This window comes from Pseudomonas sp. B6002, from assembly GCF_013385985.1.
In the GTDB taxonomy this organism is placed as follows: domain Bacteria; phylum Pseudomonadota; class Gammaproteobacteria; order Pseudomonadales; family Pseudomonadaceae; genus Aquipseudomonas.
On sequence record NZ_JACAOY010000011.1, the window covers coordinates 46,392 to 61,139 of the forward strand.

Annotated in this window: 13 protein-coding genes; 8 read left to right on the plus strand and 5 right to left on the minus strand. The window is 60.3% G+C overall.

The window, feature by feature from the left end; genetic code table 11:
- Window positions 1-57: 57 nt before the first annotated feature.
- A complete protein-coding gene (locus HX792_RS15655; protein WP_176996944.1) occupies window positions 58-5,751 on the minus strand; it encodes a membrane-targeted effector domain-containing toxin in 5,694 nt (1,897 codons plus the stop codon).
- A gap of 176 nt (window positions 5,752-5,927) precedes the next feature.
- Here HX792_RS15655 and HX792_RS15660 point away from each other — a divergent pair, with 176 nt between their 5' ends.
- A complete protein-coding gene (locus tag HX792_RS15660) occupies window positions 5,928-6,545 on the plus strand; it encodes an FKBP-type peptidyl-prolyl cis-trans isomerase (protein ID WP_106578202.1) in 618 nt (205 codons plus the stop codon).
- 151 nt (window positions 6,546-6,696) lie between these two features.
- Here HX792_RS15660 and HX792_RS15665 read toward each other — a convergent pair whose 3' ends face one another.
- The 3 genes from HX792_RS15665 to HX792_RS15675 all read right to left on the minus strand — a co-directional run bounded on the left by HX792_RS15665 (window position 6,697) and on the right by HX792_RS15675 (window position 8,633).
- Window positions 6,697-6,954, minus strand: a complete 258-nt coding sequence (locus HX792_RS15665; protein WP_003194088.1) for a hypothetical protein — start codon at window positions 6,952-6,954, stop codon at window positions 6,697-6,699.
- A 160-nt stretch (window positions 6,955-7,114) separates the two neighbouring features.
- A complete protein-coding gene (locus HX792_RS15670; RefSeq protein WP_176996945.1) occupies window positions 7,115-7,456 on the minus strand; it encodes a zinc ribbon domain-containing protein YjdM in 342 nt (113 codons plus the stop codon).
- A 208-nt stretch (window positions 7,457-7,664) separates the two neighbouring features.
- Entirely contained in the window at window positions 7,665-8,633 is a 969-nt protein-coding gene (locus HX792_RS15675; protein WP_176996946.1) for a polyprenyl synthetase family protein, read from the minus strand.
- A 239-nt stretch (window positions 8,634-8,872) separates the two neighbouring features.
- Between HX792_RS15675 and rplU the strand changes: the two genes are divergently transcribed.
- From rplU to HX792_RS15710, 7 genes are all read left to right on the plus strand, one after another.
- Window positions 8,873-9,187, plus strand: a complete 315-nt coding sequence (rplU, locus tag HX792_RS15680; RefSeq protein ID WP_007950961.1) for a 50S ribosomal protein L21 — start codon at window positions 8,873-8,875, stop codon at window positions 9,185-9,187.
- A 34-nt stretch (window positions 9,188-9,221) separates the two neighbouring features.
- Window positions 9,222-9,479, plus strand: a complete 258-nt coding sequence (gene rpmA, locus HX792_RS15685; RefSeq protein WP_003176049.1) for a 50S ribosomal protein L27 — start codon at window positions 9,222-9,224, stop codon at window positions 9,477-9,479.
- A 193-nt stretch (window positions 9,480-9,672) separates the two neighbouring features.
- Entirely contained in the window at window positions 9,673-10,896 is a 1,224-nt protein-coding gene (gene cgtA / locus HX792_RS15690) for an Obg family GTPase CgtA (RefSeq protein ID WP_176996947.1), read from the plus strand.
- Window positions 10,897-11,007: 111 nt separating this feature from the next.
- A complete protein-coding gene (gene proB, locus HX792_RS15695; RefSeq protein ID WP_176996948.1) occupies window positions 11,008-12,126 on the plus strand; it encodes a glutamate 5-kinase in 1,119 nt (372 codons plus the stop codon).
- Window positions 12,127-12,141: 15 nt separating this feature from the next.
- Entirely contained in the window at window positions 12,142-12,606 is a 465-nt protein-coding gene (locus HX792_RS15700) for a CreA family protein (RefSeq protein ID WP_015885841.1), read from the plus strand.
- A 101-nt stretch (window positions 12,607-12,707) separates the two neighbouring features.
- On the plus strand, window positions 12,708-13,190 hold the full coding sequence (locus tag HX792_RS15705; protein WP_176996949.1) for a glutathione peroxidase: 483 nt from the start codon (window positions 12,708-12,710) through the stop codon (window positions 13,188-13,190).
- A gap of 198 nt (window positions 13,191-13,388) precedes the next feature.
- Window positions 13,389-14,492: an NADH:flavin oxidoreductase gene (locus HX792_RS15710; RefSeq protein ID WP_176996950.1), complete on the plus strand. Its 1,104-nt coding sequence runs from the start codon at window positions 13,389-13,391 to the stop codon at window positions 14,490-14,492.
- A 58-nt stretch (window positions 14,493-14,550) separates the two neighbouring features.
- Here HX792_RS15710 and HX792_RS30220 read toward each other — a convergent pair.
- The coding region (locus tag HX792_RS30220) for a hypothetical protein (RefSeq protein ID WP_218172681.1) at window positions 14,551-14,748 on the minus strand (198 nt) is incomplete at its 5' end.

A 14,748-nucleotide genomic window follows, 5' to 3' on the forward strand; every position in this document is an offset into this window, starting at 1 on the left:
TCGGCTGGGGGGGTGAAACAGGCACTCTGCCCGATGAACGGGCAGGGTGCTGGCGACTCATCCGGCCACTTGTGTTAACCCCATGCCTCTTGGGGGAGGGGTTTTGAGCGCCTCGACCAATTGAGACAAGTAGTAGAAGCGCAGGGGGCTGAAGGATTCCCAGCGCTCGACGAAGTACTGGCCCTTGTCGTCGATTTGAATCGGCGTGGTGAGAATTTCATTGCTGCGCGAGAAGTGCACAAGATTGGCCTCACCGTCAGTGGGGCGCTCGATAAAGAACTGCCCGGGCGTCGTCAGCTTGCTGCGGTCCGGCAACGGTTCGACGGGGGGCAGCGGCCGCCCTGCAATGCCCACTTCAACGCGGTAGTCGCTGCGCAAGGCCACGCCATAGCGCTCGTCACCCATCTGCCAGCCAGCGCTGTGCAATGGCTTGGCCAGTTCTGGCACGGTATCGCGCACATGCAGGCTGACAGCATCCTGCAACTGCGCGATGCCCGGTACGCCGACATACATGTCTGTGTGTGTACTGCTCATGAACGCCACCCACTTATGCGGACCAAGGGCCTGTTGGTCCGCGCTGATTACCTGGTTGGCAAAGTAGCTGAACAGCCGGGCGCGGGAGTTCTGCTCACTAAGGCCTTTGACGTGATAGCTGGCGGTACAGTCCAGCGCACGGATGCGCAGCCCATATTTGTTCGCAGCCTTGATTACGTTGGTGAAGGTGTCCGGGCCGTGGTATCGCGGCATGTGGCCCGCGTCCAGGCTGAACAGGTAGTCCTTCAAGATGTCCGGCATTTTCAGCGTGCGCTGATAGGTCTCCAGCGCTGTCTGGTGCAGGTCGGTAAGCAGGTGCTCCATGTACAGCGTTTTCACGCCTTGTTTTTTCAGGTGCTTGAAGCTGTCGATCAGCAGTCGCTTGCTGGAGCGTGCGATATGGGCTTCGCCGATGACCAGGCCGAGTTTTTGTTGATACAGGCGTTCAATGAATACCGTTTCACTGCTCGTCGTGGCCAGGTTCGCCGGCAAACTGCGCGGGGGCAATGTGAGCTCGTTGAAAAATACCTTGGCCTTGTCCGAAAGCCGCTGCCGGATTTCGCTGAAGGTGAACTGCACGGCGGCATGCCTTGGATTGACGTGTGTGTAGTGTGTGTCGAGGCCGTGACGGGTGTGTCTGATCAGTTCAATATCGCCGCGAATATCCAGGGGCAGGTCGAACTCGGTGTAATGGCTGACAGCGACCGCCGGCGTGCCCGACGTACTGGGGCTGGGCAACGTGACGTGGGTGGTTGGCAGGGCCAAGATGAAGTCACCGCGAGACTGCACGCGGGTGGAGGTGTCTGGCCACACGCCGATGCGCTGGCCGGGTGCGGCGTCTTCAACCCGCAGGGCCGGGGTATTTTGTAGATCTGCCAGGCCCGCGACCTGTTCATGAGTGCCCAGGCGGTTGGAGTCCACCAGCGCCACCCAGCCTTCGCCGGGGTTGTTTTTCAGGTTCTGCTCAATCACCGAGTGGGAGTAGAAATTGCGCAGCTTGCTGCTGCGGGGAATGAAGCGCGGGCCATCCCCCAGAGCCAGTACGTGCTCCATATGGTACGAGGCGGACCCGTCGATGCCATCGATGGCGATATTCAAGCGTTGGGTTTCCAGCAGCAATTTTCGATAAGTGAAGGGGGCATCGGCCGTGAGCCCCAGGGTTTGATCGACTTGAATCAGATGCCGCTCGATCTGTGTCAGCGCCTGAGCCTTGCTGCCGCTGAGCTGATTGTTGAGGACCTTCAGCTTGCGGTGGAACAGGTCGCGGGGCAGGTTTTCGATATAGACGCGCTTGAGCCCCTGTTCGGCCAGCGCAGGCAGTTGTTCGATCAACAGTTGCTTGCTGGCAATGGAGCTGTCGAGGGCGCCGATGATCAGGCGCTTGTTGCGATTGAACAGGGGCTTGAGGATGTCCGCAGGTGCGGCATCGACGGCGAACGCGGGCAAGGGGGATTTGGGCGCGACAGTGGGTAACGCCTGGAAGAAGGCGTCGGCGCGCTGGTTCAGCCGCTCGACGTGCTTGGCGTACGCCGTGCGCAACGGGGCCGCTTCCGTGAAGGCATTACCTTGGGCTGCACCACCATATTCGGTCCCCATCCCCTCAAGGCGGGCCTTGAACTCCGGGTCAAGCAACGTGCGGAAGGTCTTGGCTTGCTCGGGCGCGACGTCGAACACTTCCAAGGGGCTGCTCTCGTCGGCCAACAATGTTTCGTATTTCTTGCGCCCGCCACCGACCAAGCCGGAACGCACCCATTGGCCGTCGGCATTGCGGTTGACCAACCGTGTGGTGGACAGCAAATGGCCGCTCTGCGGGTCATGGCGATACAGCAAATAACGGCCCAGTGCATCCGGGGTGTGTGACGCCCACAGTGAGTTTCCATCGAACAGTACCGGCTGCATGCCCTCGGGTTTGAGCACGTCTAGCTGGCTGAGCACGGCGTTGTCGGCAGCTTGCGTGCTGGTGCGGATCGTCGGGCGCAGTGACTTGAAGGCGCCCTTCAATGCCGGGCGCGCGTCGAACAACAGCGCGCCGCCCATATTGGCCAGGTAGCCGAGATAGTGTTGCAGGGCGCTGTCTGTGTCGTTCTGGTGGTAGGCGTTGAGGGCGAGCATGGCGTCCTTGAAGGCCAGTAGCCCCCCCAGGGTCAGGCTGAGCAGTGGGAACGGCATGGTGGCTACGGCGGTCAGCCACTCGACGCAGGTCCAGAGAACGCCGGTGATCATCTGGAGCCGATTGACTGTCGTTGCGTGCACGTCATCGATCTTGCGTTGCAGGTTCATGTTGTAGAACTCATGGCGCAAATCGGTCAGCGGCGTGGTGTGCTGGATGCTGTCATGTCGGGCAGGGCTGGGGGTGGTGCGGTCGATTTCGACTGGCAACCCTTTACGAGCGGTTTTCAGGAACTGCGCAATCCGTGCCTTTGACTGCAGCGGTACCCGCGCGCCCCAATAAGCAGGCATGCCCTCGACTTTTTTGAGCAGGTAGTTGAACAGCTTGGCCTCGCGCCAACTAATGCCGTCCGGCGCATCAGGGGTATAAAGCAGTATCGGGTTGTCGCCGTGGCTGAACAGGTAGTTGCCGATGACCCAGTCCCCATCAATGGACAGCCGGTGCACCCTGTAGGTGTGGCGCTCGGTGTTGCCGCTGTCGGAAAGCCTTTCGATGGCCTGCTCCAGCCAGGCCTGGTCAGCCTGAGTGAGATGCCCTTGCAGGCGGGACTCCAGAGCAGCGCTTTTCATCTGTAGTTGCACGATTGCCAACACGGCAGTGCGTCGTTCGTCATAGCCTGGGCTGTCGCTGTTTTGCAGGCGTCGGCGGATTTCGTCGGTATAGCGTTGACCGATCCAGACGCCCGTGACGGAGCGTGCGACGTTCTGCGCAGTCAACGGGCTCAGGTCTACGTTGGGTGGGCCGCGGAAGGTCGCGGAAGTTGAGAATTTTTCATTGAGAAAGCCGATGCCGTCTTCATACCCATCGCGATACAGCGTGGTGTACGACACTGGCGTCGCCGCAGCGCCGACCAGTGGTTTGGGTGCATAGGCAAATACTGTATCCGGGTCAATATCGTTTTGCTGGCGACCTAACAGCCGGTTGAGACTGAGCCTGGCTTGGTCATGCAGGTAGCGTTCAAACGCAGGGACGCTGGATTCTGCGTCCGGCCGGGCGTTGTAGACACGCAGTGCGCCCGCGGCATCATCGGCCAGGCTTGCCAGGCGGCTGCGGTCACTGACAGAGGCCGTACGGTACCAGGCCGGCGAGCTGAACTCGTAGTCATCCAACTGTATCGTCAGTTGGTGCGCGGCTATCGCTTCCAGGCAGTCGGTATAGGTGCTCGGTTTGCCGAAGGTTACTTCCAGATGCTCGTTGACGTCAGGGCGCAGGCTGATACTGCGCAGGAAGTCACGCATCTTTGGCCTGAAACGCCGCGGCACCTGTTCCAGCAGGTACTCGCTCATGGTGCGCCCGTTGAGGCGAGCCTTGCTGTCCGTCCAGCCGATGATATGGGTCTGGCATTCGCGCAGCGTGTTGAATGCGATGAACTGTTGGACGCTCGGTGCATCGGGCGTACACAGCAGCAAGCGTTTGACCTGGCCCTGGCTGTCTTCTTCGCGCAGCAGCCACAGGTCCTTGAGTTGTGCGCCGTGGAGCAACACGGTCTGGGCGTACAAAGGTTGACGTGTGTTTTTTTGCAGGTCCTCAAAGCGTTTGAAATCAGCCTGGTTCAGATGGCCTTGCAGCCGGGCGACGTTGGCCATGAGCGTCAGGCGCTGATGGAAGAACCCGCGTGCCGCCAGCTTGATTTGTGGAGTGGCCAGTGCCGTTTTCAGCGTGATGGCGAAGTCCAAACGCGGTTGCAGGTCTTGCAGCAGCATAAGCAGGGTTTGCACGTTGAGATGGGCGTGGGCCACACGGAGCGGCGCACCGGCGTAGCTCAGGGTGCTGCGCTCGAGGAATGCCGAACCGGGTGTACTGTCGCCAGGATGCAGGCCGCGCAGGGTCAACTCCACCAATGAGCGTTGCTGGTTGTAGGTGCCGACCTGAGGCACCGTACGAGCGGTGGTGATGTGCAGCAGGTCCGGGTCCAGGTCGTGGATATCCAGCTCATCGGCCAGTTGCTCAGCCCATTGATGGCGGGCCAGTGCCTGAGGGGTCGCGGCAGGGCCGAACAGATCGAGGAAAGCCTGGCGAGCCGTGTTGTAGCGGTGCAGGTGCTGGTCAATGGTCGTGCGCTCGAGCCTGTTGGCGCTGCGATACCAATCGGGCAGGGCCTTGAACAGGTTGCGCTCAAGCAGGCGCTGGGCGCGAAAGTCCAGGCGCGCCGTGAGGTCGGGCAGCGCGGCGTGTAGAGCGTCGTCAAGGTGTTGCTTGAGCTGGGTGGCATTCAGCTGAGCGTTTTCGGCCAGGGTCAGGGCGTGGTGGATGTCTTTTTTGCGCTTTTCGAGCACGGCTTGATAGGCGTGTTCGAACAGCGGTTGATCCGTGATTGGTTGCAGAGCCAGCGGCCAGATATCGGTGATGGCCAGGTGCTGATACCGCACCGGCAAATGACGGCTGAATTCAGCGTGGCCGCTGCGCAGTGCCATGGTTTGCAGCAGGCCGCGGTCGAGTTCTTGCAAGGTAGCGAAGGCTTCCAGCCCGCGTGAGGGCGTGAAGAGCAGCACCGGCCCGACGCTCGCGTCGCCGCTCAGGCTGTCAACATGTGGGTTGGCCTGGCGTGTCAGCACGAACGCCCCGGCGAATTCGATGCGCTCGTCCTGGTAATCGAAGGTCAAGGCGTACAGGCCGGGGCGTAACGCCGGAGGTCGGGAGCAGTCTTCCAGCATCTGCAGGTCGGAGGGGGATAGCAGGGCATCACTGACGTTAAGCCGGGTTTCCTGTTCCAACGCTTTGATGCCGGCGGTGTCGGTCAGGTAGGTCTTGCGGCTCTGACCATTGACGGCACTGGTGTCATCCAGATCTTGCAGTTGGGTGGCGAGGCGGGTTTTCAGTGGGCTCAGTTGGCTGGGGTCGCTCAGGTCCAGCCCCTGATAAAAGGCGCTGGCCTGAGTCATGTAGGCCAGGTTGATGCGCTTGAGGGTGGTGTTGAGGGTGTCCAGTGCCAGCCGCTCGGCTGGCAGGGTGACGGGGCGCCGACTGTAAGGGCGCAGTGTCGGATCGATTTCCAGCAGATGGCTATGGATTTGTTGCAGGGCAAGCGGGTTATTCGGCGTACTCATCGGTACGGTCCCAGGGTGATGAATGGAATCACCAGCATGGGCGGCGGCGGCCTGTGCCCGGCTGTAGATAGCTATGCCGTGACGCTCATCAAGGTTGGGTGTTGTGTGCTAGTCTGCTGGCCCTTTTAGATCTGGAGGGCACGTTAAATCGTGCCGTCCTACAGCGGAGCACCTTCATGTCCGAAGTTAATCTGTCCACCGACGAAACCCGCGTCAGCTACGGTATTGGCCGCCAACTGGGCGACCAACTGCGCGACAACCCGCCACCGGGCGTGAGCATCGACGCGATCCTGGCCGGCCTGACCGACGCTTTCGCTGGCAAGCCAAGCCGTGTCGACCAAGAGCAAATGGCTGCCAGCTTCAAGGTCATCCGCGAAATCATGCAAGCCGAAGCGGCTGCCAAGGCTGAAGCGGCTGCTGGCGCTGGTCTGGCATTCCTGGCTGAAAACGCCAAGCGTGATGGCATCACCACCCTGGCTTCCGGCCTGCAATTTGAAGTGCTGACTGCCGGTACTGGCGCCAAGCCAACCCGTGAAGATCAAGTGCGTACCCATTACCACGGCACCCTGATCGACGGCACAGTGTTCGACAGCTCCTACGAGCGCGGCCAGCCTGCAGAATTCCCGGTTGGCGGCGTGATCGCTGGCTGGACCGAAGCCCTGCAACTGATGAATGCCGGCAGCAAATGGCGCCTGTACGTGCCGAGCGAACTGGCTTACGGCGCTCAAGGTGTTGGCAGCATCCCGCCGCACAGCGTTCTGGTGTTCGACGTCGAGCTGCTCGACGTTCTGTAAGACCTGCTGATTACTGCGGGTGTTGGGCTTGTGTGGGAGCGGGCTTGCTCGCGAATGCATCAACGCGGTCTGTCTGATACACCGTGTTGTCCGCTTCGCGAGCAAGCCCGCTCCCACATAAAGCCCATTCCCAAAGACCGTACAGTTTGCTTCATGGATGGAACTTGCCATTCAACTCCGTGGCCGGGCGCAATGCTCGGGCATAGCAGAACAGAAACAGATTACGCACCACTTCCTTCAGCACCCCAGGCTCACTGGAACTCAGGCCGTTCACGTCCAGGTCGCCCTGGTCCTGCAGTTCATTCAGCGCTTCTTCTTCCAGTACCGCACAGACTTCACCGGTTTCCCGATGCAGGATCCGCAGGTAAGGGTGTGGGCGATCCAGCCAGGCATCGATCAAATACGTCATGAGTCATTCTCCTTGATGAGTTTCAATGAGAATAATTCTTATTCGTGGAATAGCAAGTGCCTATTGGCGGATTCTGGATTTTTCTGTGTGGATATTGCGCGGGGTCAACGGGGAGGGCGAAACGCCATCCCGCGACGGGCGCGGGATGGAAGCAGCAGGTTCAGACCTTGCGCACGAACTCGGACTTGAGCTTCATCGGGCCGATACCGTCGATCTTGCAGTCGATATCGTGGTCGCCGTCGCACAGGCGGATGTTCTTGACCTTGGTGCCGACCTTGACCACCAGAGAGGTGCCCTTGACCTTGAGGTCCTTGATCACGGTAATGGTGTCGCCGTCCTGCAGCACATTGCCGACGGAGTCTTTCTTCACGGTTTCATCGCCGGCCGCTTCGGTCTCGCCGTTGGCGGACCACTCATGGGCGCATTCCGGGCAGACCAGCTGGGCGCCGTCTTCGTAGGTGTATTCGGAATTGCATTTCGGGCAGGGTGGCAACGTGCTCACTAAGGCTCCTTGAGAGTCAGGGGTGGCTAAAGGGCGCACATTATATAGGGTTTTTAGTCCGGGGCGGGATGGTGAGTTGGTAATACAAACTAAATGTGGGAGCGGGCTTGCTCGCGAAAGCGGTGTGCCAGTCACGTCTTTGTTTACTGACCCACCGCCTTCGCGAGCAAGCCCGCTCCCACACAAGCCCGCTCGCTACAGATCTGCGTTAGTGCGTACGGGCTACCGCAAATTCACTCAGCTCTACCAGGGCATCCCGATACTCGCTGGCGGGAATCACTTCCAGGCACTGGATGGCGCGGGCGACGAAGTCACGCGCCAGTTGGGCGGTGTAGTCCAGTGAGCCCGAAGCCTCGACGGCGGCACGGATGGCCTCCAGGTCTTCGATCCCGCCTTTCTGGATCGCTTTGCGCACCAGGGCGGCCTGTTCCGGCGTGCCTTCGCGCATGGTGTAGATCAGCGGCAGGGTTGGCTTGCCTTCGGCCAGGTCATCACCGACGTTCTTGCCCAGGGTTTCGGCATCGCCACGGTAGTCGAGCAGGTCGTCCACCAGTTGGAATGCCACACCCAGGTGGTCGCCAAAGGTGCGCAGCGCTTCGGCCTGTTCGGCGGTGGCACCACACAATGCAGCGGCACTGTGGGTCGAGGCTTCGAAGAGCATTGCGGTCTTGCCGCGAATCACTTCCATGTAGGTTTCTTCGGTGGTGCTGGCGTCGCGGACCTTCGACAGCTGCAACACTTCGCCCTCGGCGATGATGCGCGTGGCCTGTGAAAGAATCTTCATCACCGGCATCGAGCCCAGCTCGACCATCATTTCGAACGAGCGCGAATACAAGAAATCGCCCACCAGTACGCTGGGGGCGTTGCCCCACATTGCGTTGGCGGTCTCGCGGCCACGGCGCATGCCGGACATGTCGACTACGTCGTCATGCAGCAGGGTGGCGGTGTGCAGGAACTCAATGGTGGCGGCCAGGAGGCGCAGGTCATCGCCCTCACGGCCCAGGGCCTTGCCACATAGCAACACTAATAAAGGACGCAGGCGTTTGCCGCCCGCCGACGTAATGTAGTCGCCAATTTTGGAGACCAGCGGCACTTTGGACGTCAGCTGCTGCTTGATGATGCCGTCGACGGCGCTAAAATCGTCCGCGACCGCGCGGTAGAAAGCTTGGGGTTGCATCAGCGACAGTCGCTCCAGAAGGGTTGCGCGGCATGCTAGGACCCTGACCCCCGGGTGTCAAGGCGCGATAGACGGCCCCTTGCAAGGCATCTATAGCTTGCGTACAATCGCGCACCCTGAACTTCCTGGGCAGCACCTGCCTTACGCAATTGCATTCGGGACGTCCATCCCATGCAGCCATGCCAGCCAATACCTTTTCTTATAAAGCGCTGGGTGAGCAGGATTATCGGAGAAATACCATGTCGTACGCAGTAATTGTTACTGGTGGCAAGCAATACAAGGTCGCCCCAGGTGAATACCTGAAGATCGAAAAACTGGAAGTCGCTACTGGCGAATCCGTGACTTTTGATCGCGTTCTGTTGGTCGCCAATGGCGATGACGTGAACATCGGCGCTCCAGTTGTTGCTGGCGCTACCGTTGTGGCTGAAGTGATCTCCCAAGGTCGTCACGATAAAGTCCGCATCATCAAGTTCCGTCGTCGTAAGCACCACATGAAGCGTATGGGCCACCGCCAGTGGTACACCGAGATCAAAATCACCGGTATTCAGGCTTAATTTCAGCCTAATTCCTCACTAGGAGAATTGACTCATGGCACACAAAAAAGCTGGTGGTAGTACCCGTAACGGTCGCGACTCAGAAGCCAAACGCCTTGGCGTTAAGATGTATGGCGGCCAGAAAATCATTCCGGGCAACATCATCGTGCGTCAGCGCGGCACCCAATTCCACGCCGGTTACGGTGTAGGCATGGGTAAAGATCACACTCTCTTCGCGAAAATCGAAGGCGTGATCAAGTTTGAAGTAAAAGGCGCGTTCAACCGCCGTTACGTGAGCGTTGTCGCAGCTTAATTGCGAGATCGCTGGAAAAGCCCTGTCTTGCGACGGGGCTTTTTCGTTTGTGGGGTGAGTCTCTTGCAAAGCTGTTTGTGATGGGCTCAAGCGCTGGTTTTGCGGTCGTTGATTGAGGTCGCTGCGCTCATTTTTGCAAGAGTCTTATGTCTTGGTTTCTTAAGCTCGTCCACGCGACGAGAGGCGTTTTGTTATGAAGTTCGTTGATGAAGTTTCCATCCGAGTAAAAGCAGGCGACGGCGGTAACGGTTGCATGAGTTTCCGTCGCGAAAAATTCATCGAAAACGGTGGCCCGAACGGCGGCGATGGCGGTGACGGCGGTTCCATCTACATGATGGCCGACGAAAACCTCAACACCCTGGTCGACTACCGTTACACCCGGCATTTCGATGCCGAGCGTGGCTCCAACGGCGGCAGCACCGACTGCACCGGTAAAAAAGGCGAAGACCTGGTACTGCGCGTACCGGTCGGCACAACGATCATCGACTCCGCCACCCAGGAAGTGATCGGCGACCTGACCAAGGCTGGCCAGAAGCTGATGGTGGTGCAGGGCGGCTGGCACGGTCTGGGTAACACCCGATTCAAGTCCAGTACCAACCGTGCGCCGCGTCAGACCACGCCGGGCAAGCCGGGTGAGCAGCGTGACCTCAAGCTGGAAATGAAAGTACTCGCAGACGTCGGCCTGTTGGGCCTGCCGAACGCCGGTAAAAGTACCTTCATCCGCTCGGTCTCGGCGGCCAAGCCGAAAGTCGCCGATTACCCGTTCACCACCCTGGTGCCAAACCTGGGCGTGGTCAGCGTGGACCGCTGGAAAAGCTTCGTAATCGCCGACATTCCCGGCCTGATCGAAGGCGCTTCCGATGGCGCGGGCCTGGGGATTCGCTTCCTCAAGCACTTGTCCCGCACCCGTCTGCTGCTGCACCTCGTGGACATGGCGCCGCTGGATGACACCAGCGCACCGGACGCCGCTGAAGTGATCGTCAGCGAGCTGACCAAGTTCAGCCCGTCCCTGGCGGAGCGTGATCGCTGGCTGGTACTGAACAAATGCGACCAGATCCTCGAAGAAGAGCACGAGGCGCGCGTCAAGGAAATCGTCGACCGCCTGGAGTGGGAAGGCCCGGTCTACGTGATCTCGGCCATCGCCAAAGAAGGCACTGAGCGTCTGACCCGCGACATCATGCGCTACCTGGAAGACCGCGCCGACCGCCTGGCGGCCGATCCGGTGTTCAAGGCCGAACTGGCCGAACTCGACCAGCGCATCGAAGACGAAGCCCGCGCCCAGCTGCAGGCCTTGGACGACCAGCGTGCCCTGCGCCGCAGCGGCGTGAAGTCGGTCCATGACATCGGCGACGACGATTGGGACGAAGAAGACGTGGATGATGAAGACGGTCCGGAAATCATTTACGTGCGCGACTGATTCGTTGCAGTAAACTTGAACGCCGCTCCTTTTAGAGCGGCGTTTTAGTATCCGGGTTTAACGTTATGGGCCGCGCTGGGTCGCGCAGCCCTCAATCTAAGGTTGAAGATGATGCGGAGCAAAGTGACAGGTGCGCAGCGCTGGGTCGTAAAGATCGGAAGTGCGCTGCTGACGGCGGATGGCAAAGGTCTGGATCGCGCAGCCATGGGCGTCTGGGTCGAGCAGATGGTGGCCTTGCATGAGGCCGGTGTGGAGTTGGTGCTGGTGTCGTCCGGGGCGGTTGCTGCCGGGATGAGCCGCCTCGGCTGGACCGCGCGACCCAGCGCGATGCACGAACTGCAAGCCGCCGCCGCCATCGGCCAGATGGGCCTGGTGCAAGCCTGGGAATCCAGCTTCGCCGAGCACGGCCGTCACACGGCGCAGATCCTGCTGACCCACGACGACCTGTCCGACCGCAAGCGCTACCTCAACGCCCGCAGTACCCTGCGCGCGCTGGTAGAGCTGAAAGTCATCCCGGTGATCAACGAAAACGACACCGTGGTCACCGACGAAATCCGTTTTGGCGACAACGACACTCTCGCCGCCCTGGTGGCCAACCTGGTGGAAGCCGACTTGTTGGTGATCCTCACCGACCGCGATGGCATGTTTGACGCTGACCCGCGCAACAACCCCGATGCCCAGTTGATCTACGAAGCCCGCGCCGACGATCCGGCCCTGGACGCCGTGGCCGGCAGCGTCGGCGGTGCCCTGGGCCGTGGCGGCATGCAGACCAAGCTGCGCGCGGCACGCCTGGCTGCACGTTCCGGCGCGCACACGATCATCGTCGGTGGGCGCATTGAGCGCGTGCTGGACCGCCTCAAGGCCGGCGAGCGCATCGGCACGCTGCTGTCGCCGGAACGCGGCATGCTGGCGGCGCGCAAACAGTGGCTGGCCGGTCATCTGCAAACCCGTGGCACCCTGGTGCTGGACGATGGTGCGGTGTCTGCCTTGTCCCAAGGCAACAAGAGCTTGCTGCCGGTCGGCGTCAAGCTGGTGCAGGGCAGCTTCCGGCGTGGTGAGATGGTGGTGTGCGTTGCGCCGGATGGTCGTGAGATCGCCCGTGGCCTGGCCAACTACAGCGCCCTGGAAGCCCAGAAAATCATTGGACAATCGTCCGATGCGATTGTCGGACTATTGGGTTACATGGCGGAACCGGAACTGGTTCACCGCGACAATCTGATCCTGGTCTAACCAAAGGAATACACGATGCGCGTAATGAAGGGATTACTTGGCCTGCTGCTGGCCATGCCGCTGTTGGCTTCGGCTGAAGAAATCGGACAGGTGTCGACCGTATTCAAATTTGTCGGCCCCAACGACCGGATCGTCGTCGAAGCCTTCGATGACCCCAAGGTCGACGGCGTGACCTGTTACCTGTCGCGCGCCAAGACCGGTGGCGTTAAAGGCGGCCTGGGCCTGGCTGAAGACCGCGCCGAAGCCTCGATTGCCTGCCGCCAGGTGGGCCCGATCCGCTTCAAGGGCGAGCTCAAGGACGGCGATGAAGTGTTCAAGGAGCGCACCTCCCTGGTGTTCAAGACCATGCAGGTGGTGCGCTTCCTCGACAAGAAGCGCAACACTCTGGTTTACCTGGTGTACAGCGACCGATTGATCGAAGGCAGCCCGCAAAATGCGGTGACCGCGATTCCGATTCTGCCCTGGCCGACCGCTCAGTAACCCGCAGGCGAGTTTTGCAATCGACGGCTATGATTGCAGGCTTGCGGGTTGTAATCTCGAAGCGCCGCAATGCGAAGAACATGGGATATCTGGAGTTCGTCATGAGTGCTTTCCACGACCTGAAACTCAAAGCTTTGGACGGACAAGAGCTACCGCTGGCGCCCTTCAAGGGGCAAGTAGTGCTGGTGGTGAATGTGGCCTCCAAATGTGGTTTGACCCCGCAATACGCGGCTTTGGAAAACCTCTACCAGCAATACAAGGACCAGGGGTTTACCGTGCTTGGCCTGCCGTGCAACCAGTTTGCCGGCCAGGAGCCAGGCACCGAAGAGGAGATCCGCGAGTTCTGCAGCTTGAACTACGGCGTGACATTCCCTCTGGGCAGCAAGCTCGACGTCAATGGCCATGACCGTCATCAGTTGTACCGTTTGCTGGCGGGCGAGGGCGCTGAGTTTCCAGGCGATATCACCTGGAACTTTGAAAAATTCCTGCTGGGCAAGGATGGCCGCGTGCTTGCGCGCTTCTCGCCGCGTACCGCGCCAGATGATCCAACGATTGTCCAGGCCATCGAAAAAGCCCTGAGCTGAACCCCCCTGTAGGAGCCGGCTTGCCGGCGATGAGGCCCCTATTCAATACAAGGCTTGAGGGCGCTATCGCCGGCAAGCCGGCTCCTACAGAGCTTGCGCCGCTTTTACCCCTTAATCACCCAAATCAATAGTGCTATCCAACACGTTGCACTCTCCATATTATCCACATCATAAATCCCTCTGACGTGGAGTGCTCCCATGCCTGTGCAAGCCTTGTTCAAACCCTTCCAGCTCGGCGCATTGCAACTGTCGACCCGTGTCGTGATGGCGCCGATGACCCGCTCGTTCTCCCCGGGTGGCGTGCCTAACTCCAAAGTGATCGAGTACTACCGTCGTCGCGCCGCTGCCGGCGTGGGACTGATCATCACCGAAGGTACTGTGGTCGGCCACCAGGCTTCCAATGGCTACCCGAATGTGCCGCACTTCTACGGCGAAGCTGCCTTGGCCGGTTGGAAGAAAGTGGTCGATGCCGTGCACGCCGAGGGCGGCAAGATCGTCCCGCAGCTGTGGCACGTGGGCAGCGTGCGCCGTATCGGTACCGAGCCTGATGCCAGCGTGCCGGCTTACGGTCCGATGGAAAAACTCAAGGACGGCAATGTGGTCGTCCACGGCATGACCCAGCAAGACATCAAGGACGTGATCAACGCCTTCGCCCAGGCCGCCAAGGATGCCCAGAGCATCGGCATGGACGGTGTGGAGATCCACGGTGCCCACGGTTACCTGGTGGACCAGTTCTTCTGGGAAGGCAGCAACCAGCGCACCGACGAATACGGCGGCAGCCTGGCCAACCGTTCACGTTTTGCCATCGAACTGATCCAGGCCACCCGTGCCGCCGTTGGCCCGGATTTCCCGATCATCTTCCGATTCTCCCAGTGGAAGCAGCAGGACTACACCGCACGCCTGGTGCAAACCCCCGAGGCGTTGGGGGAGTTCCTCAAGCCGTTGTCTGACGCGGGTGTGGATATTTTCCACTGCTCCACTCGTCGTTTCTGGGAGCCGGAATTCGAAGGTTCCGACCTCAACCTGGCCGGCTGGACCCGTCAGCTCACAGGCAAGCCGACCATCACCGTGGGCAGCGTCGGCCTGGATGGCGAGTTCCTGCAGTTCATGGTCAATACCGATAAGGTCGCGCAACCGGCCAGCCTGGAGAAGCTGCTGGAGCGCTTGAATAACGACGAGTTTGACCTGGTTGCCGTGGGCCGAGCCCTGCTGGTGGACCCGGATTGGGCGCTGAAGGTGCGCGAAGGGCGCGAGAGCGACATTCTGCCGTTCAGTCGTGAGGCGCTGACCACGTTGGTCTGATCAGGCCGGTTGGGCGTTGGAGAGGGGCCGGGTATGTCGATACCCGGCCCTTTTTATTTCAGCGGTTCCTCAAGCGGTGGGGCGTTTGTACAGGCTGTCGCTCGGCGTAGGGCGTCCGGTAGATGTCCTCGTGGTTGCGCTCTGTCGGTGCAGGCCTTGTTGTGGTCTGCAGATAGTCCCTGCCAAGTTGCGCATAATCGTAATCCGGTTGAGGTGGGTAGGGATCATTCCAGTCTGGCTGGGTGTGCTGGTAGTC